Annotated in this window: 21 protein-coding genes and 1 pseudogene; 3 read left to right on the top strand and 19 right to left on the bottom strand. The window is 55.7% G+C overall.

The window, feature by feature from the left end; translation table 11 throughout:
* Positions 1 to 129: 129 nt before the first annotated feature.
* From GN111_RS19685 to GN111_RS19645, 8 genes and pseudogenes are all read right to left on the bottom strand, one after another.
* Positions 130 to 825, bottom strand: coding sequence for an aspartate/glutamate racemase family protein (locus GN111_RS19685; protein WP_155305384.1), 696 nt, complete (start codon positions 823 to 825; stop codon positions 130 to 132).
* A 761-nt stretch (positions 826 to 1,586) separates the two neighbouring features.
* Positions 1,587 to 2,936, bottom strand: a complete 1,350-nt coding sequence (locus tag GN111_RS19680) for a Ni/Fe hydrogenase subunit alpha (protein WP_170302372.1) — start codon at positions 2,934 to 2,936, stop codon at positions 1,587 to 1,589.
* A 13-nt stretch (positions 2,937 to 2,949) separates the two neighbouring features.
* A complete protein-coding gene (locus GN111_RS19675; protein ID WP_155305382.1) occupies positions 2,950 to 3,876 on the bottom strand; it encodes an NADH-quinone oxidoreductase subunit B family protein in 927 nt (308 codons plus the stop codon).
* A 57-nt stretch (positions 3,877 to 3,933) separates the two neighbouring features.
* On the bottom strand, positions 3,934 to 5,049 hold the full coding sequence (locus GN111_RS19670; protein WP_155305381.1) for a Coenzyme F420 hydrogenase/dehydrogenase, beta subunit C-terminal domain: 1,116 nt from the start codon (positions 5,047 to 5,049) through the stop codon (positions 3,934 to 3,936).
* 11 nt (positions 5,050 to 5,060) lie between these two features.
* Positions 5,061 to 5,492 carry a hydrogenase iron-sulfur subunit gene (locus GN111_RS33670; RefSeq protein ID WP_197740387.1) on the bottom strand — a complete coding sequence of 144 codons (432 nt, stop codon included), beginning with the start codon at positions 5,490 to 5,492 and terminating at the stop codon, positions 5,061 to 5,063.
* A gap of 74 nt (positions 5,493 to 5,566) precedes the next feature.
* Positions 5,567 to 8,650, bottom strand: a complete 3,084-nt coding sequence (locus tag GN111_RS19655; protein WP_155308076.1) for an FAD-dependent oxidoreductase — start codon at positions 8,648 to 8,650, stop codon at positions 5,567 to 5,569.
* 120 nt (positions 8,651 to 8,770) lie between these two features.
* Positions 8,771 to 8,917: pseudogene (locus tag GN111_RS33955) on the bottom strand (helix-turn-helix domain-containing protein); the annotation flags it as partial.
* Positions 8,914 to 9,411: a hydrogenase maturation protease gene (locus GN111_RS19645; protein WP_155305379.1), complete on the bottom strand. Its 498-nt coding sequence runs from the start codon at positions 9,409 to 9,411 to the stop codon at positions 8,914 to 8,916. The pseudogene GN111_RS33955 and the gene GN111_RS19645, both read right to left, overlap by 4 nt.
* A gap of 443 nt (positions 9,412 to 9,854) precedes the next feature.
* Here GN111_RS19645 and GN111_RS19640 point away from each other — a divergent pair, with 443 nt between their 5' ends.
* From GN111_RS19640 to GN111_RS19630, 3 genes are read left to right on the top strand one after another with little or no spacing between them, the layout of a single operon-like run.
* Positions 9,855 to 10,700 carry a protein phosphatase 2C domain-containing protein gene (locus GN111_RS19640; RefSeq protein ID WP_170302371.1) on the top strand — a complete coding sequence of 282 codons (846 nt, stop codon included), beginning with the start codon at positions 9,855 to 9,857 and terminating at the stop codon, positions 10,698 to 10,700.
* A gap of 42 nt (positions 10,701 to 10,742) precedes the next feature.
* The gene (locus GN111_RS19635; protein ID WP_155305377.1) at positions 10,743 to 11,489 is read left to right on the top strand and encodes an FHA domain-containing protein; all 747 of its coding nucleotides are present in this window, start codon (positions 10,743 to 10,745) and stop codon (positions 11,487 to 11,489) included.
* Positions 11,490 to 11,528: 39 nt separating this feature from the next.
* Positions 11,529 to 14,009, top strand: a complete 2,481-nt coding sequence (locus tag GN111_RS19630) for a protein kinase family protein (protein ID WP_155305376.1) — start codon at positions 11,529 to 11,531, stop codon at positions 14,007 to 14,009.
* Positions 14,010 to 14,014: 5 nt separating this feature from the next.
* Here the strand turns inward: GN111_RS19630 and GN111_RS19625 are convergent, their stop codons facing one another.
* The 11 genes from GN111_RS19625 to GN111_RS19575 form a co-directional block, all read right to left on the bottom strand.
* Positions 14,015 to 15,883 (bottom strand): sigma 54-interacting transcriptional regulator, encoded by a 1,869-nt coding sequence (locus GN111_RS19625; RefSeq protein WP_170302370.1) that lies wholly within the window; start codon positions 15,881 to 15,883, stop codon positions 14,015 to 14,017.
* Positions 15,884 to 16,104: 221 nt separating this feature from the next.
* Positions 16,105 to 17,004, bottom strand: coding sequence for an IF-2B domain-containing protein (locus GN111_RS19620; protein ID WP_170302369.1), 900 nt, complete (start codon positions 17,002 to 17,004; stop codon positions 16,105 to 16,107).
* A complete protein-coding gene (locus tag GN111_RS19615) occupies positions 17,001 to 18,305 on the bottom strand; it encodes an ArsB/NhaD family transporter (protein ID WP_155305373.1) in 1,305 nt (434 codons plus the stop codon). The genes GN111_RS19620 and GN111_RS19615 overlap by 4 nt, the downstream gene beginning before the upstream one ends.
* 410 nt (positions 18,306 to 18,715) lie before the next feature.
* Positions 18,716 to 19,417: a cytidylate kinase-like family protein gene (locus GN111_RS19610; RefSeq protein WP_170302368.1), complete on the bottom strand. Its 702-nt coding sequence runs from the start codon at positions 19,415 to 19,417 to the stop codon at positions 18,716 to 18,718.
* A gap of 176 nt (positions 19,418 to 19,593) precedes the next feature.
* Positions 19,594 to 20,172, bottom strand: coding sequence for a F0F1 ATP synthase subunit B (locus tag GN111_RS19605; protein WP_155305371.1), 579 nt, complete (start codon positions 20,170 to 20,172; stop codon positions 19,594 to 19,596).
* Entirely contained in the window at positions 20,169 to 20,624 is a 456-nt protein-coding gene (locus GN111_RS19600) for a F0F1 ATP synthase subunit B (protein WP_170302367.1), read from the bottom strand. Before GN111_RS19600 ends, GN111_RS19605 begins: the two co-directional genes overlap by 4 nt.
* A 159-nt stretch (positions 20,625 to 20,783) precedes the next feature.
* Entirely contained in the window at positions 20,784 to 21,032 is a 249-nt protein-coding gene (gene atpE, locus GN111_RS19595; RefSeq protein WP_155305369.1) for an ATP synthase F0 subunit C, read from the bottom strand.
* Positions 21,033 to 21,099: 67 nt separating this feature from the next.
* Positions 21,100 to 22,077 carry an ATP synthase F0 subunit C gene (atpE, locus tag GN111_RS19590; protein WP_231715501.1) on the bottom strand — a complete coding sequence of 326 codons (978 nt, stop codon included), beginning with the start codon at positions 22,075 to 22,077 and terminating at the stop codon, positions 21,100 to 21,102.
* Positions 22,078 to 22,752 carry a F0F1 ATP synthase subunit A gene (gene atpB / locus GN111_RS19585; RefSeq protein WP_155305368.1) on the bottom strand — a complete coding sequence of 225 codons (675 nt, stop codon included), beginning with the start codon at positions 22,750 to 22,752 and terminating at the stop codon, positions 22,078 to 22,080.
* A 19-nt stretch (positions 22,753 to 22,771) separates the two neighbouring features.
* On the bottom strand, positions 22,772 to 23,161 hold the full coding sequence (locus tag GN111_RS19580; RefSeq protein WP_155305367.1) for an ATP synthase subunit I: 390 nt from the start codon (positions 23,159 to 23,161) through the stop codon (positions 22,772 to 22,774).
* Entirely contained in the window at positions 23,136 to 23,402 is a 267-nt protein-coding gene (locus GN111_RS19575; protein WP_231715500.1) for an AtpZ/AtpI family protein, read from the bottom strand. Before GN111_RS19575 ends, GN111_RS19580 begins: the two co-directional genes overlap by 26 nt.
* Between the last annotated feature and the right edge of the window lie 70 nt (positions 23,403 to 23,472).

Below are 23,472 nucleotides of genomic sequence, written 5' to 3'. Positions count from 1 at the left end.
CGGGGTGGGTGAAATGCCGATGAAGGTTGTGTGAAAAGCAGGTGAAAAAGCGGAGGCGTTTATGGATCGTCTGCTGCTGAATAATAGAAAAGGGCAGGCGCCGCCTGCCCTTGCGGGGAAAAATCGTGGCTATTCGGCAAGCGCCAACGCAACTGCCTTTTCTGCATGGATGAGGCTCGTGTCATATAGGGCTACTGTTGTGTCTGCCTGATTGATCAACAGCCCGATCTCGGTACAGCCCAGAATCACTGCCTCGGCTCCGTTTTGGGCCAGGCCGTCGACGATATCGACATATGCCTGTCTGGATTCCGGTTTGATCTTGCCCAGGCAGAGCTCCTTGTAGATCACCTCGTGGACAAGGCGGCGGTCCTCCTCGCCGGGAATCAGTACTTCCAGGCCATACTTGTCCATCAGGCGCCCCTTGTAGAAATCCTGTTCCATGGTAAAGGCCGTGCCCAGCAACCCTACCCGCTGAATCTTGCTTTCCAGCAGCACCGTCGCCGTGGCATCGGCGATGTGCAGCAATGGGATTTTGACGGCTGCCTGGACTGGTTCGGCCACTTTGTGCATGGTATTGGTACAGATCAGGAAGAAATCGGCGCCGGCGGCTTCGATGCTGCGGGCTGCGTTTGACAGGATTTGGGCGGTTGCCTCCCAGTCGCCGCGATGCTGAAGCTTTTCGATGGGATCGAAATCGACGCTGTAAAGAACGATCTGAGCGGAGTGCAGCCCGCCAAGCTGTTGCTTAACGCCGGCATTGATTTCCTGGTAATAGGTCAGCGTGCTTTCCCAACTCATTCCACCCAGCAAACCGATGGTTTTCATGGCCTTCCCCGCTTATCCGAAAAATGGATGAACAAACGTTGATGGCTTCGTAAAAAGTACCAGATTCGTCATGCCGGACTTGATCCGGCATCCATAACCCATTGATATTAATGGATTACGGCCTACGCCAGAATGACGAAAAGATGAAAATTTCGACTTTTTGCGAGACCATCAAGATTGAACTGTCATCAATGCCTATACATGATAATTATCAGCATAGAAAGGCCAGAGCCTGCTGGAAAACGTTACTTCAGAGGAAGGTGCCGGTCGAAGCCGTCCAAAAACGTTGACCCCGTTTTCCGTGCCGTCCGGAAAACGGGGTCAGTGAGGAACCCCTGCCATGGGTTTGCAGGCAAAATGAATGGATCCCCCTGTTGCCTTAAGGGGATCGGGTGATGATTGGGGCCGAAGCGTCTGCGTCGCTACGGCCCCAATCTCCCCTCTACCGGCCCGGCCGCCGCAGGTTCATGCGGAGGATTGGTTTGCTGAAAAGTAAACCCGCGGCGGCGAGACCAATTTTCGTGTCCATCCAGGAAAGGGCCAACAGGCCTTTTTAAAACGGACACGAACAAATAAATCGGGAGGAATCCAGATCCTCCACGGACATTAAAGCAGCATCCGTCCGTGGCCGGTAAGACCGTTCCTTGAGAACCCCCTTGATTCTAAGGGTTCGGCCAGGACCGGACCACCCGATCGTTACTGTCGCTGATTGTGATGGAGATGCCGTGATCGCCGTCCAGGCGATGGGTTGCACAGCTCACTCATGGGTCGTAGGCGCGTACCGACATTTCGATTTTGTTGAGGATGCCCTCGTCCACATTTCCCTCGTGAATCAGGCTGCGCGCCGCCTGGTTCACACTCATGTTGATGGGCCCCAGGTTGTGGGTGGTTCCCACGATCATATTGGCCCGGGTGATCAGGCCGTTTGCGTCTGTGGAGTAGTCGTGAATCAGGGTTCCGCGCGGGGCTTCAACACACCCGACTCCCCGGCCGGCTCCCGGAACAACCTCGGACCTGACGTCGGGATCGGTAATTTCCGGATCATTGAGCAGTTCGATGGCGTGCTCGCAGGCGTAGACCTCCTCGATCAGCCGGGCCCAGTGGTAGAGCAGGGTGGCCTGGGCCGGTCGGCCGAATGTTGAGCGGAATTCGTCCAGTTCCGCCTGGGCCTTTGGGGTCGGCATTTTGTCGGCCGCATTGATGCGCGCCAGGCAGTTGGCCCGGTAAATCCCTTTGGGTTCGTCCAGATCCAGGGAAAAGCCTTCGTTCCAGCTTTGGGCATAGGGAAACTTGCCATAGGACCAGGGAACCACCTGTTCGGCCAGGTAATCGGTGTAGTCCTGGACATCGAAGTCGGTGTAGCTGCCGTCGGCTTTCATCAGGCGCAGTTTGCCGTCGTACAGGTTCAGGGCGCCGTCATCGTCCACGGTGCCCAGAAAACCGGTCTTGATAACGCCCAGGGTCTGGACTGTATCCAGATAGGGAGGAAAGACCTGCGTTTTGGCAAAGTCGATGGTGTACAGGGCGAAATCCAGGATCTCCTGCATGTCTGCCAGCATCTGCTTGCGATCCTCTTCCAGCATGGGCTTGGCAAAGCCGCCCGTGACCCCGGCCACCGGGTGGATCGCCTTGCCGGCGAATTTTTCCAGGATCATCTTGGCCTTGAAGCGCATCCGAACCACTTTCTGGGCCAATTCCGGATTGGCCTTGGCCACACCGATGACATTGCGCACGGCATAGTCGGCATCCGGCCCGATCACGAAATCGGCGGCGGCCAGAAAGAAAAAGTGCAGCAGCTTGTCCTCGGCATGGGCGATGGTCTGCATCAGTTCCCGCAGCTTCTGGCCTGCCGGCGGCGGCGTGACGCCGAAGCAGCGGTCCACGGCCTTGTTGGCGGCCAGGTGATGGTGCCAGGGGCAGATGCCGCAGATGCGGTTGACGATGCGCGGCAGCTCCTCGGCTGGTTTGCCTTCCACGAATTTTTCAAAGCCGCGCAGGGATTGAAAGTGCACCTTGGAATCGGCGACGTTGCCGGCGTCATCCAGCTGGATGGCGATGGATGCGTGGCCTTCGATCCGGGTCAGCGGTGCAATGTTGATCGTTTTTGCCATTTAACGAGCCTCCTTAGCGCCCCGATTGGGGCCGCAGCAGTTGATGCGCGCCTGAAAAGCGCAGCAGGGAAGTACTTTCCGGCAGGGATTGGATGTCGATGCCGTTGGAAGCCAGGGCATTGAGCATGTCCAGACGCTGATTGCCTTCATGGCGCACCGGACCGTAGCAGCCCCGGCAGGGCACCCGTGCGGAGATGCAGCGCGGGTGGACACCTTCGCCGCCGCAGCCGGCCCGGGTCACCGGGCCCATGCAAAGGATACCCTGCTCCAGCAGGCAGCGCATTTTGTCGATGGATTCTCCGGGGGTAAACTTGGGCTTCTGCAAAAAACGGCGCAACTGCTTCAACTGGCCCTTGCCCTCTCGAATGGTGGGGCAGGTATCGCAAACGCTTTTCCCCCGCAGTACCGGCGCCTTGCCTTCAACCAGGGCGACCAGGGCACCGAATATCTGATCCGGATGCGGCGGACAGCCGGGCAGGTAGATATCGACCTTGATCTTTTCGTCCAGGGCATAAGCGGAATCCAGAAGCGGGGGAATGCCGTCCGTGGGGAAGGCCTGTGCCGGTGTGGTTGACTCGGTGCTGTAATACCGGTCCAGCAGATCCTGGTTGGTGTAGGAATTGGACAGGGCCGGAATGCCGCCATGGGTGGCACAGGTGCCCAAGGCGATGATTGTTCCGCATTTTTTGCGCATCTCCCGGGCCACTTCCAGGTGCTCTTCATTGCGAATCCCGCCGCTGATGATGCCCACATCGGCTTCGGGGATCTCCACATGCCCGCCCTGGCCGGTCTGGCCGAAATATTTGTGATCCATGATGACCGGCATGTGTACAAAATCCACCAGGTTGAGCACATCCAGCAGGCGCTCGCCCATGTCCACGATGGAAATTTCGCATCCTGAACAGGAATTGAGCCACTCGCTTGCCACTTTGACTGTCATTGGTTTTCCTTCTTTCTCCCGCTGCAACCGGCGGATCGCCGGGCTCGGGGCAACGGTTCAACCGGCGATGGTAACGCCGCTCTTGCTGCCATTGCGGCGAAACTGGCGAGCCGATTTCTTTTTACGCGCCGACCAGGCCCGCACTTTGCTCAGGGCATGGCTGGCGAAATTTTCTTCATCCGCGTGGGTCTGTTCTTCGACGGTTTTTCCGCGGGCATCGGCAAAGGCCGCCCGCCCCAAAGGTGTGCGGATGATGGTCGTGGTCCAGCCTTCCCGGGCACCGATGCCGCCGAAGGAGATGTCGGCAAACTCGGCCGAATAATCGCCACAGTAGCGGCAGGCCACCCGTTTCATGAAATCCAGCTCTTCCAGCGGAATGCGAACCGTATCGCCGCCTTTCAGGTGCACCTGGAAGGCCTCTTTGACATTGATGCGGGCCACGTCGTCCCAATCGAAGTCGAATTGCTGGGCCAGCTTTTGCCGTTGGGTTTCGCCGAAAACGAAATTTCCCGAGCAGAGCAGGCCGAAACAGAATTTGATGGAATCCGAAGGCACAATGCCCAGGGCCTCCATGCGGCGAAAGGCTTTGATCTGGCAGGGCGTGCCCACCAGAGCCACCCGGTTGAGGCCCTTTCTGACCATGGGGGCGAATTCCTCGATGGAAGAATAGGTCAGATAGGCATCGCTGAACTGTTTCATGCCGTGGGAGGTGTCAAAGAAAAATCCCGCCGCCTGGCGGATTTGTTCGACGCTGGTGGCCAGGCAGGGACGGCGCTGAAAAGGGCCGGCCGGCTCGGTCACGATGGCACCGTCGATGCGGCCGGTTTCGAAAAGGTGAACCAGCAGCGCGGTAACGACGCCACCGTCGGTGGCGGCCGCACGAATCTCAGGATCCAGCGCCCGGGCGATGGTTGTTTCGATCACCCGCCCCATGGGGGCGCTCCAGGCGGCACGCTGCCGGGTGATTTCTTCCAGTTCGTCGATCTCCGGGCAGATGGAATAACACAGGCCGCACTCAATGCACTTTTCGATCTCCCCATAGCGGGGCTTGCCATCTTCGTCCAGCTCCAGGGCGCCGTAGTTAACGGCATTGCAGAAGGTGACACAGGCCCCGCAGCGGTGGCAAAGGCCCGGTTTCTGGACTTCCTGGATCAAATTGAAAAAGGTTTCCATCGTTCCTCCTATCATCCGGCCGCTGCCATGGGGGTCCGCACCGGGTTGGGCCCCAATGATCGAATCGTTTCGGTAAAGGTCGTGACCACTTCGGCAAACCGGGGTGCTTCGGCCGACGAAACCCATTCCAGGGCGAAGCGGCGGGGATCGATGCCGTTGTCCGCCAGAACGATTTTGATAACTTCTGCTCTTGCCTTGGCTTTGTGATTACCGTCCAGGTAATGGCATTCACCCAGGTGTCAGCCCATGACGATGACGCCGTCGGCCCCCTGGGAGAGACTTTCCACCACCAGATCGGGCGGCACCATGCCGGAACACATCACCCGGATGGGGCGCATGTTGGGGGGGTACTGCAGCCGGGACACGCCGGCCAGATCACCGCCGGCGTAGGCGCACCAGTTACACAGAAAACCGATAATCACCGGTTCGAACGCTTGAGACATCTTTCATTCTCCTTGGTTTGCGGTTTGCCCCCGTCGGCGGTTCAACGGGAAGCGCGCGGATAATGGTCCATCCGCTATTTTTCGACCGATACCGTTTCTAAAGCCCGCTGCCGGACCGGTTCCAGTGCTGCTTCCACCTGAACCTTGAGCTGATCCGGGGTAAACCCGTGGACAACGATGCCACCTTTGGGACAGGTTGCCTCGCAGATGCCGCAGCCCTTGCAGAGCGCGCTGTCCGTGACCACCCGCCGAACGGGCGTGCCGTCGACGATCTTTTCCACCAGACCAATGGCCTTGTATGGACAGACATCCAGACACAGCGCGCAGCCGTCGCAGGCTTCGGTAACGGTCGATTTAATGGGGTCGAGCTGCATCGTTGCCTGGGAGAGGATCACGTTGGCCCGGGAAGCGGCCGCCTTGGCCTGGGCCACGGCCTCGTCGATGGGTTTGGGGTAATTGCACAACCCGGCCACGAAAAGGCCGTCTACACTCATGTCTACCGGACGCAGCTTGGGATGGGCTTCGTTGACAAAGCCTTCCGGATTGACGCTGAACTTGAAGATATCCACCAGATCGGCGTTGTCGGTCGGTTCGATGGCCGCCGCCAGAATCAGGTAATCGGCTCGAATTTCCAGCGGCATCTGCAGCACGGGGTCGTTGACCCGCACCGCAATGTTTCCGTTGTCGGTGCTGACCTGCGGTTTGCTGTCCAGGTCGAAGCGGATGAAGACGACGCCCATCTGCCGGGCGCGGGCGTACAAGGCTTCCCGGGTTCCGTAAGTGCGCATATCCCGGTAGAGCACATACACATCTATCTGCGGGTTGAGCGTTTTCAATTCGATGGCGCTTTCCACCGAATGGGCGCAGCATACCCGGCTGCAGTAGGGCCGGCGGGCATCGCGGGACCCCACGCACTGAATGAATACCGCGCTGTCCGCGTTTTGCAGCGCTTCCGGTCGGCTGTCCAGCAGGGCGTCGAGTTGCAGGTGGGTGAGAATGCGGTCATGGCTGCCGTAGCCGTATTCTTCCGGTGTGGATTCTTTCCCTCCGGTGGCCACCACGGCGGCGCCGAAGGAAACGGACCGGCGGCTGCCGTCCACATCGATTTCACCGCTGAAGTTGCCCACCGACCCTGCCGCCGAGACCAGGGTGGTTCGGGTTGAAATTTCAATGCGATCATTATTTTTAACATCTTGAATGAGCTGTTCCAGCAAGGGCCGGACGGCTTCGCCCTGGGCGGTGGTCCGCAGTTGCGCGGCCACGCCTCCCAGGCGGTCGCTTTTTTCGATCAGCAGCACGGGAAATCCCTGGCCGGCCATCATCAAAGCGGCTTTCATGCCGGACACGCCGCCGCCGATCACCAGGGCCTTTTGCTCGACATCCACGGCTACGGCTTCCAGGCTGTAGGCTACCGAAGACCGGGCCACGGCCATGCGAACCTGATCCTTGGCCTTTTCGGTGGCCATTTCGGGCTGCTTCTGGTGAACCCAGGAATTCTGATTGCGGATATTGGCCATTTCCACCAGATGGCCGTTGAGCCCGGCCTCTTTCAACGTATCCTGAAACAGCGGCTCATGGGTCCGCGGTGTACAGGCCGCAACAACGATGCGGTTCAGGTTGTGTTCCTTGATTTTTTCGGCGATCAGGCTCTGGGTGTCCGTGGAGCAGGTAAACAGATTGTTTTCCACCAGCACCACGTTGGGCAGGCCCGCGGCATACTGCGCCACGGCCTCTACGTCCACGACGTTGGCGATGTTGATGCCGCACGAACAGACGAACACGCCGATGCGGGGCGCTTCGTTTTCGATGCTGCGTTCTTCCGGGTAGGTTTTGGAGCGCGTCAGGGTGCCCTTGGCCTCGATAAGCGCGCGTCCGGCTTCGGCGGCGGCCGTCGAGGCCTGGGTCACGGAGCGGGGAATGGCCATGGGTGCCTGGAAGGCGCCGCTGACGTAGATCCCGTCACGGGAGCTGGTGACCGGCCAGAAGCTTCTGGTTTGGGCGAACCGATGTTCGTCCAGGGCAATGCCCAACCTTTCGGACAGTTCTATGGCTTCCGGCGAAGCCTCCAGCCCCACCGAAAGCACGGCCAGGTCGAAATGGTCGGTTACTTGAGTCCCGTCTTCCAGGGTGTAGGTCATGGATACACCGGAGCCTTCGATCCCCGGATCGATGGTGTGGGGACGGGCGCGTACGAAGTTCACCTTTTTGTCAATGGCATCTTCGTAATAGCGCTCGAACTCCTTGCCGTGGCTGCGGATATCCATGTAAAAAATGGTCTGCTCCAATCCTTCGCCGGTGAGGTGCTCGGCGGTCACCAGGGCCTGCTTGACCGCGTACATGCAGCAGACGCTGGAGCAGTATCCATTGTCGCAGCGGTTGGTGTTGCGCGAACCCACACACTGGATCCAGGCGATTTTTTTCGGTTCGCGGTGGTCCGAGGGCTTGACCAGGTGCCCTTGAAAGGGGCCGCTGGCCGATAGCATGCGTTCGTACTCCAGGCTGGTGACCACGTCCGGAATTTGGCCATAGCCATAGTAATCCATGCCCGACGGATCGAAGGGGCGATATCCGGGGGAGAGGATCATTGCCCCCACGTTCAGGGTGACCCGCTCTTCCTTATCGTCAAAATTGATGGCGCCGGTGGGGCAGAATTTTTCGCAGGCCCGACATTTTCCCTTGGTCAGATAGAGGCATTGCTCCGGATCGATCACATATTTCAGCGGTACGGTCTGGCCGTACTGAATATAGGCGGCTTTGCGTTTGGAAATGCCCATATTGAATTCGTCGTCGACCTTTTTGGGGCATTTCTGGGCGCACAGCCCGCAGGCAATACACTTGTCCATGTCGATATAGCGGGGTTTTTTGCGAACGGTGACCGTGAAGTCGCCTTTCTGTCCGCTGACATCGACAATTTCCGATAGGGTGAGAATCTCAACGTTTAAGTGCCGACCGCACTCAACCAACTTGGGTGAAACGATTCACATGGCACAGTCGTTGGTCGGAAAGGTCTTGTCCAGCTGGGCCATGACGCCGCCGATACCGGGGCTTTTTTCCAACAGGTAAACGTAATAGCCGGAATCGGCCAGATCCAGGGTGGCCTGGATGCCGGCAATGCCTCCGCCGACCACCAGTACCGAACCGATGGCTTTTTGTTTCATTGGCGCCTCTTTCTGTAATGCTGGTTGATTCAGCGATGGGACCGGCTGTGCCGCAGGTACCGTCAGGCCGCTTTCGATCAACGATTCCACTGCTGTTGTAGCAATGCCCTTGGATTGAACGAATTGCAGCAACCGGTCCTTTGCAATCAGGTATTTTTTCCCCACCGTCGGTTGCGCTTCGAGCACACCGTTTTTGATCCAGTTGCGAATGGTATTGCGGTGAACCCCCAGGGTGCGGGCCAGTTCTCCTGCGCGAATGGCGATCATACGGCCTCCTTTGCGATCATCTTCAGGACTCGGCGGCTCGCCTTTGCAACAGCCGCCGCCATGGCCGGCGACAGTCCCGGCGAAACCTTGTCTGGGATGTTTTCGATTTGTCCGACGAGAATGCGAACGTCCATATCCGTATCTGTTTTCAGTTCCTTGAGCATGTTGGTTGTCGGAAACTGGTGCAGGGAAAAATCGCTGGTTTTTTTGGGGTCCATCTCGTCGATGTCGATTTCGAACACCTCCCCCGGCCGTTTGCCGTCGCAGTCGCCCGCATCGACGACAATCACCTGCTTCGGTTTCTCTGACGCCAGGAGGATGTCGAAGAGAAAGTCGCGGATGGAGGTGCCCGCATCCAGACAGGCGGCATGGTCCGGCAAGGCATGGTTCTTTTCCAGATCCGCAATGACCTCGGGTCCGAAACCGTCATCGCCGAACAAAGGGTTGCCGCAACCGAAAACAAGACAGGGCTTGGTGTGAATCAGTTCTATCATGAAATTTACCTTGGTTCATGTTGTGCGATTTGTGCAAAAGGTATCAAGCTCAGAGGTTTTCCAATTTGTGTGCCGCTTTTCAATAAAATTTTATTTAAATAAATTACAAATAATTATGAACATCATTCGAATGTTCGCACAAATTGCCCAATTGGGGTCTTTTCGCCCCAATTGGTATGGGTTTCCAAAATTACCCATTAAATTCGAGCAGATGCACATTTGGGGAATAAAATGTTCATAATGGGGAGAATTCGCCCCATCGAGTGGGCGGGTTATCGACAGGAAAGCGATTCGATTCCCGCGCCGGGCAATTGCATCCAATACACCCCGTCGCTTTTATTTGCCCGGGAGGCGATCGCCCCATTGAGCTGAAAAAACTACCGTTTTTCTTGACAATGTGTCCAATTTATTGTTTTTAAGAGAAAAAGGGGCAAATGATGATTATGGCACAAGCCGCTGGATCTAGCGATATCGGCAAAGTTCGTAAGGCAAACGAAGATAGCTTCCTGATCAACGAGTCCATCGGGCTGTATGTTGTGGCGGATGGTATGGGAGGGCACCGCGCCGGACAGGTGGCCAGCCGTATGGCCGTGGAGGCCATCGGTACTTACATGACGGCCGCTGCGGAGAAAAGCTCCGAATCGGAAGAGATGGCGGTTGCCCAGGGGGTGGATGAAGCCACCCAGCGGCTGCGCCAAAGTATAACCCTGGCCAATCGCAGAATCTATAAGCAGTCCCTCCAGGATGAGGCCTGCCGGGGCATGGGTACTACGGTTTCCGCCCTCTATCTCGCCGAAAACACCCTGATCACCGCCAATGTGGGGGACAGTCCCATCTACTTGTTGAGAAACGGTGAGATCGAAAATCTCTACACGCCCCACACCCTGCTTCACGAGCGCAAAAAAATTCCCAAATCCATGGAAGGCAAGTTCTCCGAGGGGAAACTTGCCCATATTCTTACCCGTGCCGTGGGTATTCGGTCCGAGGTCGGTGTCGATTTTGTGGAAACCCAATGTTTTACAGACGACATCGTCGTTCTGTGCAGCGACGGCCTCAGCGGTAAGATCGCCCCGGAAGAAATCCGGGACCTGGTCTGCCAGAACGATTCGGACTCTGCCTGCAAAAAGCTGACGGATCTGGCCAACCAAAGGGGCGGAGAGGACAATATCACCGTCATCGTGGTACGGATACAATCGACCAACGGCGATTCGTCCAAAACCCTCCTGGGCAGGGTTATCGGCATCCCGGCATGGATTGCCTCTCTTTTCCGATCGAAACAGCGTTCCTGAGAAAAGCTGCCAGTGTCCGGCTGGCACAAAAAAGGCGGTCGAATGATCAGATTGCTGGTCAAATTCAAGGACAGGACCATCAAAGAGTTCGCCCTTGACAGAATTGATGCCCTTTCCATCGGCAGGAACCCCAACCATCATCTGGTGATCGACAACTATGCGGTTTCAGGGGACCACGCGGTTATTCTGAAACAGGGCAATCGATACACGTTAAAAGATACGAACAGCAAGAACGGTACGTTTTTAAATGGACTGACCGTAGAGCAGGCCCCTTTGAAAAACGGAGACGTCATTACGATCGGCAAACACACCCTGGTCTTTCTGGATCGTGGCCGGCCGCGCCCAAGGCCCGAACAGGGCGGACTGAAAACTTCCGCTTTGCCCGGTGACCCGGGGCCCGACCACACCATGTTTATGGATACCGAGGTATACCGTCGCATGCTGGCCGAGAGCGGCGACATCCCGGAAATCAAGACCGCCGAGGCCTATGTCGCTTTCCTGTCCGGCGGCAACGGCAGGTACGACCTGATCAAAAGCCTGGTGACCATCGGCCGAACCCATCGATGCGATATCGTTATCGGCGGTTTTTTTTCCTTTTTGGCCGGTGACCCGGCCGCCGCCATCAGCAAGACGCCGCAACACCATTACATCAGCAGCGTCAGCGGTTGGATCAAACCGAAAGTAAACGGCCAAACCGTTCGAGGGCCGATTCGACTGAAACACATGGACATCATAAAAATCGGTTCGGTGGTCCTTCAATACGCCTCAAGCAGCCAGTCAACTCATTAGCGACGTTTCGGAATCATTGATGGAAAAAGCGTGGACGCTATGAAAAAATGGATTATTCTGGTTGCCTGTTCGATTGTATGCACCGCCATCGCCTCCTTTTTGGAAGTCGGAGTGACTGCGGAAAGACAAGTCATCTATATCAAGGGAGGCGAACCGGTCCTTGTCGACAGCATCAACCGGACGGGTGATCTTGTCCTTTATACGGTCGATGGAAAATCCGGCATGTTCATGGAGGACGACGTCACCTCCATCGGATCGGTACAGGTACAAAAAAAGATCGCGTTGCTAAAGGTCCTCGACCGGAAAAAGCTGCAGGTTTTGAAGGCCATGGGCGTCGATCCAAAAACGGCCCGTTCTCTGGACATCCGGCTGCTGGTTTTTCTGGCTGCTTTGGCGCTGGCCTGCGCAGGAATGGTGCTTTTTCGCAAGACGGCCGTCCTCGTGAAACAATCTTTCCCCAAATCCGAGCCCCGGAGCGACCTGCAGCCAGAAGCCCAGACTGCCAACCTGTTTGCCCAAGACAGCCACGAGTCCTCCGATTTGCGGGATATTGCCATGTTTTTCCTTGAGTTATACAAACTTCAGAAAGGCGTAGGCAAGGACGCTCCGGCCCGTTTTTCCATGGCATCCGATTCGGCCGCAAAGAAAATGAAGCGCTTTGAACTGGGCGTCAAGGGCAGCAACGACTGGCTGACCCGCCGGATGTCCATTGGCCCGCTGGGAGAAGATACCGGGAGTAAAAGCAAGTGCTACTATGTCATTTACGATACCCACATGGTCGTCAAAATTCCTCCGACGCCGATCACGGACATGGAAAAGTACGTAAGCGCCATCAGAAGGGAGGTGCAGATCGCCGTTCAACTGGCGCCCATCGCCTGCATCATTCCCATGGTATCCGTGGTTCTGAACAAGGTCAAAACGCTGCCCTGCATTTCGGACTGCACCCAGGAGCAGATCGAAAAGCAGTATATCCGCCTGGTGGAAGGGGAACCCGAATATCGACAGTACCTGAAAATCGGGGACCGCTTCGCCTTTTTCATGGAGTTGACCAACAGTTTCTTTCTGGGGCGCGTGATTGCCGAATTGCATGAATCGAAAAACAAGGTCGCCGATGAGTTCCGTGAAGCCCCGGAAGTCCCATGGGACCAGGACGCCTTTACCACCCGATACGGACTGGACGCCATGCCGGTTTTCGAAGGGCTGCAAACCCTTTACCGGCAGTGTGAAAACGAGGCCAAACGCATTTTCCAGGCCTCGGGCACAAGTGAGCCGGTCCATACCTTCCAGATTAAACACTGGTTTCTCAACTGCCTTGCCGGTGAGGCGATCGGCCATGATGAAAAAGAGGTCGATGCGGACCTGTTGCAGCGAGTCGAAACTGGATTTACCGGGGTTTTGAAAAAGCACCCGCAAGAGGTGGAAGATCTGAACCAGCTTCTCAAAACCCAGTTGGCCAGGAAAGGTTTTTCACAGAGCCGGCTGCAAATCGAGAACATCGCCTCCAACCTGCTGCACCTGCTCGATCAACTCAAGGAAAAGCATATTGCGCTCCGGGACCTGAAGCCGGACAACCTGTTTCTGGATGCCAATCCGGACGATTATCCCGTATTTCTTAACAACGCAGAGTCTTTTGCCATCGGCGTCATTGACGTGGAGACAGCGATCTCACTGGTTCCCGATCAAAACGGTTATGTTGCCCAACCGCTGTTGGGGGGAACGCCGCTATACGCCACCCCCTTGCATGTATTGAAAAATGGAACCATTGCCAGCCATTTCGGTGATGTGGCCGAGTTGCTCCACCTTCAGGACTGGTTCGCCACCATCGCAATCATTTTCAAGGCCGTTAGCGGTAGAAATCTGTTTCGCAGATCCGCCAGATCGTTTCCGGCTGTCCTGAAAATACTCAAATCCGGTCCATCCAAATCCGACCCCGATGAAGCCACCGTCAAGGCCATGAGCCGGAAATTCTGGTCGGCGGCCGCCAAGGATATCAAAACGAGCCTGACGGAATTTTCAGACCTGCTGAATCAACTGAGCCTTGCGGTTCCCGAAGCCATGGTCCCCGCCATGAGCGCAGAGCTGAAGCGTGAAGCCGCCTGCCTCGATGCGGCCATCCGCAAACACGTCTCTTATTCCCCACTGTTTAAGAGCGAAAAAAACAAAAAATTTCTTTTGGAGGCTTCCAGCGATACCATCGCGAAGCAGATTGCCAAGTGGGACAATGCTCAGAGCCTGCCGGACCACCATCGCAAGGTCGCCCCACAGATGGTCTCTTTTTTAAGAAACCTGAACCGCTTGAAATCCGGTGCAGTGGAAAAACGTGAAGCAATCGCCAATATTGAGGTGCCGCCCCACGGGGTGTCGGCCTATTCGATTCTCGAAGCCATGTTTCAAATTACCTTCCGGGCGATGTACAAATCACAATGGAAATCGCTTCCCTCGCCAAATGGAGAGATGCCCGAAAAAGCAGCGCTGGAGGAAAACCGGTCTCTGGTCACCACCATTATCAATGACAATTGACGCGGTCAGGAAGAATGGGATGAACGGGACTGGGGGCGCGCCAATCCGTGGCGTTTCATTTTGGTGAACAGGGTTTTGCGGTCAATGCCCAGCAGCCGGGCCGCGTGGCTGCGGTGCCATTGATTGCGGCGCAGCACCGCTTCGATCAACTTTTTCTCGTAAGCGTCCATCATGGATCGCAATGTGCCCGAATCGCCTGCCGAAGGGATATCGTCGGCCACTGGTGTTTCAAAGGGCGATTTCAGGGTCTCCATCAGTTCAATTTTTTGCGAGTGGCAATAACGGATCATTACGTTTTGCAGTTCCCTCACATTTCCCGGCCAATCGTATTCCAGCAATCGGTCCATTGAACGATCAGTAATGGGCGGCAAATTCTTTTTTCCTCCGTAGAGCATCAGAAAATGATCGATGAGCAGCGGAAGATCTTCTTTACGACTGCGCAGCGGCGGCATATAGATGGGAAGGATGTGGATCCGATAGAAAAAATCCTTGCGCATCATCTGCTTTTCCATGCGTTCCAGCATATCCCGGTTGGTGGCTGCAATGATGCGGATGTCGGAATGTTTGACCCGGTTGCCGCCCACCGGCGTATATCCTCCTCCTTCGATCACCCGCAGCAGTTTGACCTGCATATGGGGGCTGATTTCACCGATTTCGTCCATGAACAGGGTTCCCTTGTGGGCGAAATCCACGTATCCTTGTTTATCTGCGCCGGCACCGGAGAAGGCACCTTTTTTATACCCGAAAAATTCGGATTCGATCAGGTTCTCGGGGATGGCGCCGCAGTGGACCGGCACGAATTGCTCCCGATTGCGCAAACTCATATCGTGGATCGCGCGAGCCACCAGTTCCTTGCCGGTTCCCGGTTCGCCGTAGATGACCACCGTAGCGTCCGTGGCAGCGGCGTTGAGAATCTGCTCGTACACTTCCTGCATGGGCTGGCTTTTGCCGACGAGACCGCCGAACTTGCTTCGCTCGGTCATGGTGGAGCGCAACAGGCGGTTCTGGCGGCGAAGCTGGCTTTCGTTTTTTTTCAGGGAAAGCTCGGCCGTTTTTCGGGCCTGAATGTCCGTCACCATGGCCAACAGGGAGATGGATCGGTCAACATGGTGAATGGGGGAGTTCACGCTGTAGTACCAGCGGTCATTTTCGGGATTCTTGATCTCGAAGCGGACGGCTTCACCGTTGAAAACCTGTTCATGTACGCAAAAAGGGCAGACTGCCGCCCGGTGGTGGAGAACTTCATAGCAGGGTTTGCCTACGGCGTTGCGGCCCACTTTTTCCAGCAACGCCTCATTGAGATATTGAATTTTCAAATCCCGGGAAACCACATAAATAAGGCCGTCGAAACTCTCGACGATAGCCGCAAGAAAGGCCTTGCTTTCCAAAATCTGGGCTTCGGCCTGCTTGAGCTTCGTGATGTCCATGAGTGTGCCAATGCTCTTGCGGGTGCCCGGTATCAGGTCCAGTGTCAAATAGACGTGCCTGATGGCGCCGCTGCTGTCTTTGATTCGGCATTCCAGGTTGCGGGGCGCATCGCGGGTCGCCGTACGCCGGTCGGCGTGGTAGCCGGCCAGCCGGTCATGGTCCTCCTCGAGGAAGAAATCGGTCCATTTCATTTCTCCTTCGATATCCGCTTTGGAATATCCGGTGAGGCGTTCGAATTCGGAGTTGACCTTTGAAATGGTCATGTCCGCCTCTTTGACAAAAGCACCGGTTCCGGTGTTCTCGAATATAACCTGGTAGCTGGCATCGCTTTGCTTCAAGGAATTCCAGCCGGGCTCATGATGGTAGAGCAGTCCCTCATACTCACTGATTTTGGTTTCCAAATCCGCTATTTGACGGCGCAGATCCGATTCAAGGCCGATATTCATAGGCCAACCTCTTAACGAAACTGAAAATTGATTTTTGATAAGGCCATCAGAATTGAGGCTGACACCGCTTAAAATAAAACGGCTGCCACGATTGCCTGTCGTATTCGAAAAATATCGACTCGCCGGTAAAAAGTCAATTTTGCCGGGCCTGCAAGCATATCGGCGGGCAAAACCCGGCATGGAACGCTAATGGTAGCGAGATTGGGTGGGCTCGGATCGAATCAGCCGCGCGCGGCCTTGATACATTCCAGGATGGCGGTTTTGTCTTTAATCCCTTGCTCGGTTACCAAAAAATCGACGTGCTTCAGGTCCACGGTATCGTGGGAGTGGGTAACCAGGTGATAGCTGATGTCGTCATGGGTGTGGGCCTCCACCTTGCGGTGAATTTTCTGCTGGGACGAGGGGCGGTGCGAAAACTTCAGCGTATTGGCGAACAGATAGATGGGCAGACGATTGAGATGGCAAAGACTGACAACATTGGCCGAACCCACGGCCGATACCACCTTGAGGTCCTCGGTGATGGACAAAGCCCCCATGAACACCTTGTTGCCCTGCTCGATATAGTGACTCAGGCTGTATTCGGGAATAACTTCCATGTCGATGTCCGCCTGAGAAAGGGATTTGACCAGTCGACGGGTTTTGGCCAGGTCCTGTTTCAGAACGATCACCTTGAAATTTTTATGCAAAACTTCCCGTGCGAGTTTGAGCATGTTGGTCACATCAAAACTGATGGTGTGCACGATGATCGTGTCGCCCTCGCTGATGCAGGTCAGTCCCTGTTCGATCACCTTGCCGACCTTGGCCTTGATCTTGTCATGCTTGGCCTTCAAAATGCTGATCGCCCGTTCCTTGATCTCTTCGAGATTTTCACTGATCGGGCCGTCTACCTCATTTTCGAACTCCTCGATCAGATGGATCAGCGGAATTACTTTCGGCTCGGTGTTCTTGATGGCCAGGGAAAGCTCCGAGTAGAGTTCCCGGACTTCCTCCACGCTGCAACGCACCTGCCGGATGGATTCGATAAAAGCATTGATGGCCATCATGGTGACCCTGGAGGAGCCCACGGTGTCCTCATGGTCCCGAATCAGGCTGCACAGAATTTTTTTGTCTTCCGGTTTCATAACGATATCCATAAATAGAGCATCAGATAGCCCGAGGCGATCGTCAGGGTGATCAGGGTGATGACCACGCTCTTGCGGGCAAATTCGATAAAACTGATTTCCTGTCCGAATTTCTTGGCCATCCCCACGGAAACGATATTGGCCGAGGCCCCGATCATGGTCAGGTTGCCGCCCAGACAGGCTCCTAAAGACAATGCCCACCACAGGATGTTGTTGGGGATGGGGTTGCTCTCCAGCATCAGCCGGACGATGGGGATCATGGTGATGGTGAACGGGATGTTGTCCAGAAAGCCCGAGACGATGCCCGACACCCACAGCACCGTCAGCACGATCACATAGGGGTTGTCCCCCACCCGCATGAAAATGTTGCGGGCGATCCATTCGATGACGCCTTTATGCTCCAGCACGCCCACCAGGATGAACAGGCCGGTGAAAAACAAAAGGGTGCTCCACTCGATCTCTTCGAGCATCTCTTCCACATCGATGCGCGTGATCACGAACAGAATCATGGCCACCAGCATGGCCACCACCCCGGGAGAAAGCTTGGTGACGGTCTGGGTGACGAACAGCAAAATAGCCAGACCCAGGCAGGCCAGCCCCTTGGTCAGGAAAACGGCGTCGATTTTTGTGTCCAGAAAATTGTAGCGAATTTTTTCCAGCAGCAGTTGCACCGAAAAAAGTTTGGCCAGACTGGTGTCGATGGGCTTGAATTTGTCCCGGTTGGTGGCCCAGAGGTAGACGATGGCCACCGCAAAGCAGACCGTTACCGGCAGGGTGAGGTTGAGCATGAACTGGTTGAAGGTCAGGCCCACCTTGGAGCCGATGATGATGTTGGGCGGATCGCCGATCAGGGTGGCCGTACCGCCGATATTGGAAATGATGGCCTGGCTGATCACATACAACTTCGGGTCCAGGCCCATGCCGGCAGTCAGCTCGATGACGATGGGAACGATGATCAGCACCGTGGTCACGTTGTCCAGAAAGGCGGACAATACGGCGGTGACGATGGAAAAGAGGATCAGGATCTTGAGCGGGCTGCCCTGGGTCATCTCGGCGATCCGGACCGAAACGATGGTGAAAAATCGGGTTTTCCGGAGAATCGCCACAATGGACATCATGCCCAGCAGCAGCATGATGGTTTCGAAGTCGATGAACTCCACGGCCTGGTGTTCGCTGACCACGTGCAGGGTGATCAGCACCATCACGCCCAGCAGTGCAGCCACGGCCTTGTTGACCAGTTCGAAGGTCAGCGCCACATAAACGAGCAGGAAAACAACAATCGGTATCAGGGCCCCATCCATAAACTATCCTTTTCACTTACAGACTGGTTACAACCAGCCCGTGCGCATGCCATCGACAAAGGCGTCGGCGCGTTTTCATTTCCGTCTTTCTCGGCGTTTCGGGCCTAAAAAGCGAATCCTGTGTTCATCGGGGGTATCTAATTCAAGGAAGGGTTTTCCTTAATTCAATCGGCGGTCAATGTCAAACAAGTAAATGAAATTTAAAATAAATACAGAGAATTATGTGTTGATGAATTGTTGGTTGGAACATTTAAAATAAATATAATTCAGCATGAAGGGGCAGGATGGGAACCGGTGCACTGAAAAGAGGGGGATCGCCCAAAGACCGACCAAAAAAAACCGCACCGGCAATAGGCATTGCCGGTGCGGTCGATTGTTTTCGGATCGTCGGGCGCTTTTCCGAGGAGCGATTATTTTTTTCCGGGTGATTTGGCCGGCGGTTTTTTGACAACGACCTCTTTACAGCCCACCACCATGCCGATCACCGCTCCAATGGCCGCATCGATGTCGCCCCGGCCGGTGTTGATGACCAGATCGTAGTTGTTGGGATCGGCAACGTCCGCATTGAAGGACTGCCGGATAAATGCTGATCTTCGATTCTCGCGATGGATGACGCGTCGTTTGGCTTCTTCCCGGGTGACGCCAAATGTTTTGGCCACGTTTTGCACCCGGACTCTGAAAGGTGCAATCACTCGAATGCTCATTCGCTCTTTTTGTGGAATCAGAAAGTTGGCCCCGCGTCCCACGATGACCGCATTGCCGTGGCTGGCAATGGCGGCGACCACTTTCATCAGATGGTCCAAATAGACGCCGGGCCACAAGTAGCGGTCATCCACCAAAGAAGAGATGAAATCCTTGATTCCGGAAAGACGTTCCTTCTCCATGGTTTCGATGACGGCACCACTGATATGGGCGCTTTCGGCAATTTCCTTGACGATGTCCCGGTCGAACAGGTCAATGCAAAGCCGCTTGGCCAGCCCCTTGGCGATCACCCGTCCGCCGCTGCCCGGCTGGGAGGAAACCGTTATCACCGGTATATGGGTTTGGGTCTGGTTTTTCCATCTTTCGATCTGCTCTTTGATAAAGGTTTCGATGGAGGTATTGTTTTCCATAGTAATCGTCCCGTTCTCTCCGCGCTGCCGCATTGCGGAAATTGAATCCCTTTTATTTAGAAAAATGGCACCAACGCCTCCCTAATGCAAATCAGGGTCGGTCGTCAAGCAGCAAAATAGTCCTGTTCCTATAACCGGATCCCCATCGCAACGGGCAACGGGACCTTTTACTGCCGTCAAGTGTCGAGGCTTTTCATATAGTCGTCCAGCAGTCGTTGATTGTCTCCATCGGTGAGGATGCCCGGGAGCTGGTTCATGGCCTGCTCGATAGCCATGTCCAGCAATTCCAATTTAAGGGCGGTCTTGGCCTGGACAACCCGATTTTCCAACTTGCGCCGGGTATCTTCCAGCATGATTGCACTTTGCTGTTTGGCCTGGCTGATGAGTTCCTGCTTGCGGGTTTCTCCCTGGGCGATCAGACGCTCTTTCATCTCTTTAAAACGAATCCGGTTGGCCTCACCTTTTTTTCTGACTTCCTTGATCTCTTCTATGATTCGGGACTTCTCGCTGTCCAGCTCGGCGATACGCGAAACCACGTCGCCTTTTTGCAGCTTCAGAAAATTTTTGATCGGTTCGTGGGAGTATTTGACGATCACCGCCACCAGAATAATAAAGTTTACCCACCGCAGCACAATGTCATAGGTTGGCCGCCATCCAGGATCGCCGGCCGCGGCGGATTCAGGAAAAAAAAGCAGCCCAAGCCAGATAAAAAGGATCGTGACGCCTGCTGCGCCTGAAGATCCGGTCTCCTTCATGAGGACAGCCTCCGATGCAGTACCTTTTCCATCACAGCCACGGTGACAGCTTCCACCTCTTCGGCAATGGCCTTGCGGGCCTGTTTCACCTGATCGACGACCCGGGCTTCGGTTTCACTTCTCAAAGAGGTGATTTGCTGCCGGGCCTGTTCGATCAGTTCGGCAGCCTGCCGGTCTCCCTCTGATTCCAGGGATTTGGCCGCCCTATCCGCTTCCCTCACCACTCGGGCACGCTGGGCGTCCAATTCCTCGGCCAGGTTTTCCAGTTTTTCTTTCCCGGAGCGGATTTCTTCCTTGACGCGGTCGATATAAATGTCCCGCTGCTCCATGGTGCTGCGAAGCGGACGAAACATAATCCGGTTCATGATATACAGAAAAATTAAAAAAGAGATCAGCTGGACCGCAAAGGTCGCATTAATGCTGATCAGGGCATTGGTAGCAATAATTTCCATGGCGGTTATTCTCCGCTGGCGGTTCTCCGTTTTGGGTCGCCGGATGGCCATTGGCAACGATTACTCGGCCCCATCGGCTTGAACCGGTGCAAAACGGTTGCGACTGGAAACGGGAAAACGCCGCTTAGTCAGGAAAAGGGAAGCGCCGGGCCGGATTCGTCAGACCACGAACAGCAGCAGCAGGGCAATCACCAGGGAGTAAATACCGGTCGATTCGGACACCGCCTGCCCCACCAGCATGGTCCGGGTCAACAATCCCGCCTCTTTGGGATTCTTGCCGATGGCTTCGCATGCTTTGGCGGCCACCATGCCCTCGCCCACTCCGGGGCCGATGGCGCCCAATCCCATGGAAATGCCGGCTCCAAGAAAAGCCGCTGCCTTAACAATGTCTGCCCCTTCAATGGCCATGGTTTTCCTCCTCGATTAACGGTCTTTTTGGACGTTTTATCTTTGTTCCGGTTTTATTCGTGCAATGCTATACTACAAAAATCAGAACCAGACTGACCACCATGGCATAGATGGCGGTAGACTGGGACACCGCTTGCCCCACCAGCATGGTCCGCATGAGATCGGCGGCGTTTTGTACGTTCCTTGCCACCCAGCGCACTGCGCTTTCCGCGGCCATACCGTTGCCCACTCCGGGTCCGATGCCACCTAATCCGGTGCATAAACCGGCTCCCAGCAAAGCCATGGCGGCCTGCAGTTGATGGGACTCGGGAAAGGTTTTGAACATCAGAATGAAGCTGACCAGTAGTCCGAAAATGGACGGGGTCTGGGCCACGGCCTGGCCGACCAGCATGATGGTGGTTACATTGCCCACCGTTTCCGGCTGCCGGGCAACTCCCTCACAGCTCGTGCCGGCAGCCATACCGCCGCCGTACCCCGACCCGATGGCTGCCAGTCCCGTGCTCAGGCCCGCCCCCACCAACGCCGCCCAGGTCGGATGCAGGGGGGCTTGGGAAAAATCCATGAAGAGCAGCATCAATGCCACGACCATGGAAAAGATGGCCGGTGTCTGGCATACGGCCGAGCCGATCAGCATGTTGGTGGTCAACCGGCTGGCCACCGCAGGCTGCCGCGATATACCCAGGCAGGCCTGGCCTCCGGGAAAGCCCGATCCGACGCCCGACCCGATGGCGCCGAACCCCATGCTCAGCCCAGCGCCGAACAGGGCCGCCGCTTTGAGCATGGTAGGAGCGCCCGTATCCATGAACAGCAGCAAAATCGCCACGACCAGCGCAAAAATCGAGGCGGATTCGGCCACCGCCTGGCCGACCAGCATGTTTTTAAAAATATCCCCGGAAAGCCTCGGACTTCTGGAAACGGCCAGATTGGCCTGGGCCGCGGTGTAGCCTTCGCCGATGGCAGCACCGACCGCGCCAAGCCCCATGGCAATTCCCCCGCCGGCAAATGCGGCAACCTTCACCCATGCCTGAACATCGAGTTCCATCATCTATTTCACCTGAACCGAGATATAAACAACGGTTAGCATCGTAAAAACAAAAGCCTGAATGGTTCCCACGAACATGCCGAAAAAGGCATAGAGAAACGGTGGCAGCACAATACTCCAGGTCAGGTAGGACACCACGAGGATAATGATCGAGCCCCCCATGATGTTGCCGAACAGACGGAAGGAAATGGAGACGATTTTGGCCATTTCGCCGATGATGTTCAGTGGCGCCATGAAGAAAATCGGTTGAAAATACTCGGCGGCGTAGCTTTTAAATCCTTTTTTGCGGATCCCCGCCACATGGGCGATCACAAATCCCATCACTCCGAGGCTGAGCGGCGTGTTGAGGTCCTTGGTGGGTTCTTCCAGATGGGGAACGATACCCAGCCAGTTGGACACCAGCAGAAACAGAAACAGGGCACAGATCAGCGGACCATATTTTTCGGCCATCTCCTCGTCCAGGGCATCTTCGGTCAGTTTGTAGAGGTTGGCTACGAACAATTCACCGAACACCTGCATGGATTCGGGCACCATCCCCCGTTTACGGGCCGTCAGATAGCCCAAAACGAAAATCACCGCAAAGGCGATCCAGGTCATGAGAATGACCTCGAGATTGAACGCCATAGAGTGACCGAAAACCGGTATGATCAGTTGGTGAATTCTCCCAAGTTCTCCCATGTTCCATCGCCCTCGCGGTTCAGTTCTTGACGGAAGCGAAAATCAACCGGGACCCCTGTTCGAACAGGATCACCAGTTGAACCATGAAGATGCCTACCACTGTAAAAGGAAGGTTGAATCGTTCGGATTGTACCGCCAGAACCAGCGGTATGGCCAAAAGCGCGTATCGGAGCAGCAGGGCGGCAAAAGATCGCCGCGCGGCCGCCTTGCGATTTTCCTGGAGCCGGTAGCGCAGCAACTGGCCCATCAGCGCGAAGTTGATTGCACTGAACACCCCTCCCAGCACCACCCCCCGGCAGATTTCTTTGTACCCCATGGCCAGGGACAAAAGCCCGACGCCAATGGAAAGCATCAATGCCCGGGAGCCATATTTTTTTTGAACCTCAAGAACCGTTGTGGCCGTTTTCATCGGGGTCCACCTTGTTTTTCGGTTCCGTAATTTCAAGGATCTGTCGGTAGCAGACGTTGGCACCGCCGGCAACGCCGAGAAGAATAAAAATCGTAGTGAACACGCCGTTGAATCCCAACCATCTGTCCAGGCCGCGGCCCACAAAAAAGCAGAAAACGATACAGCCGGCCATGGTCAGGCCCAACTGCATCACAATGGTCAGGTTTTCGGCCCAGTCCCTGTTTCTTTTGTAATCGAACAAACAGCGTTTCCGTGTCGATTCGTCGATCGTATGGGTTCCGCCACGGCCGATCCGGCCGGACGGGGTCCTG

This window comes from Desulfosarcina widdelii, assembly GCF_009688965.1.
Classification (GTDB): Bacteria; Desulfobacterota; Desulfobacteria; order Desulfobacterales; family Desulfosarcinaceae; genus Desulfosarcina; species Desulfosarcina widdelii.
Note: the sequence above shows the minus strand (reverse complement) of the source record. Positions and strands in the feature narration are given on the sequence as shown.

Coding starts and splice junctions, on each gene's coding strand:
- GN111_RS19685 (WP_155305384.1), bottom strand. CDS start 825: ATGAAAACCATCGGTTTGCTGGGTGGAATGAGTTGGGAAAGCACGCTG.
- GN111_RS19680 (WP_170302372.1), bottom strand. CDS start 2,936: ATGGCAAAAACGATCAACATTGCACCGCTGACCCGGATCGAAGGCCAC.
- GN111_RS19675 (WP_155305382.1), bottom strand. CDS start 3,876: ATGACAGTCAAAGTGGCAAGCGAGTGGCTCAATTCCTGTTCAGGATGC.
- GN111_RS19670 (WP_155305381.1), bottom strand. CDS start 5,049: ATGGAAACCTTTTTCAATTTGATCCAGGAAGTCCAGAAACCGGGCCTT.
- GN111_RS19645 (WP_155305379.1), bottom strand. CDS start 9,411: ATGATAGAACTGATTCACACCAAGCCCTGTCTTGTTTTCGGTTGCGGC.
- GN111_RS19640 (WP_170302371.1), top strand. CDS start 9,855: ATGGCACAAGCCGCTGGATCTAGCGATATCGGCAAAGTTCGTAAGGCA.
- GN111_RS19635 (WP_155305377.1), top strand. CDS start 10,743: ATGATCAGATTGCTGGTCAAATTCAAGGACAGGACCATCAAAGAGTTC.
- GN111_RS19630 (WP_155305376.1), top strand. CDS start 11,529: ATGAAAAAATGGATTATTCTGGTTGCCTGTTCGATTGTATGCACCGCC.
- GN111_RS19625 (WP_170302370.1), bottom strand. CDS start 15,883: ATGAATATCGGCCTTGAATCGGATCTGCGCCGTCAAATAGCGGATTTG.
- GN111_RS19620 (WP_170302369.1), bottom strand. CDS start 17,004: ATGAAACCGGAAGACAAAAAAATTCTGTGCAGCCTGATTCGGGACCAT.
- GN111_RS19615 (WP_155305373.1), bottom strand. CDS start 18,305: ATGGATGGGGCCCTGATACCGATTGTTGTTTTCCTGCTCGTTTATGTG.
- GN111_RS19610 (WP_170302368.1), bottom strand. CDS start 19,417: ATGGAAAACAATACCTCCATCGAAACCTTTATCAAAGAGCAGATCGAA.
- GN111_RS19605 (WP_155305371.1), bottom strand. CDS start 20,172: ATGAAGGAGACCGGATCTTCAGGCGCAGCAGGCGTCACGATCCTTTTT.
- GN111_RS19600 (WP_170302367.1), bottom strand. CDS start 20,624: ATGGAAATTATTGCTACCAATGCCCTGATCAGCATTAATGCGACCTTT.
- atpE (WP_155305369.1), bottom strand. CDS start 21,032: ATGGCCATTGAAGGGGCAGACATTGTTAAGGCAGCGGCTTTTCTTGGA.
- atpE (WP_231715501.1), bottom strand. CDS start 22,077: ATGATGGAACTCGATGTTCAGGCATGGGTGAAGGTTGCCGCATTTGCC.
- atpB (WP_155305368.1), bottom strand. CDS start 22,752: ATGGGAGAACTTGGGAGAATTCACCAACTGATCATACCGGTTTTCGGT.
- GN111_RS19580 (WP_155305367.1), bottom strand. CDS start 23,161: ATGAAAACGGCCACAACGGTTCTTGAGGTTCAAAAAAAATATGGCTCC.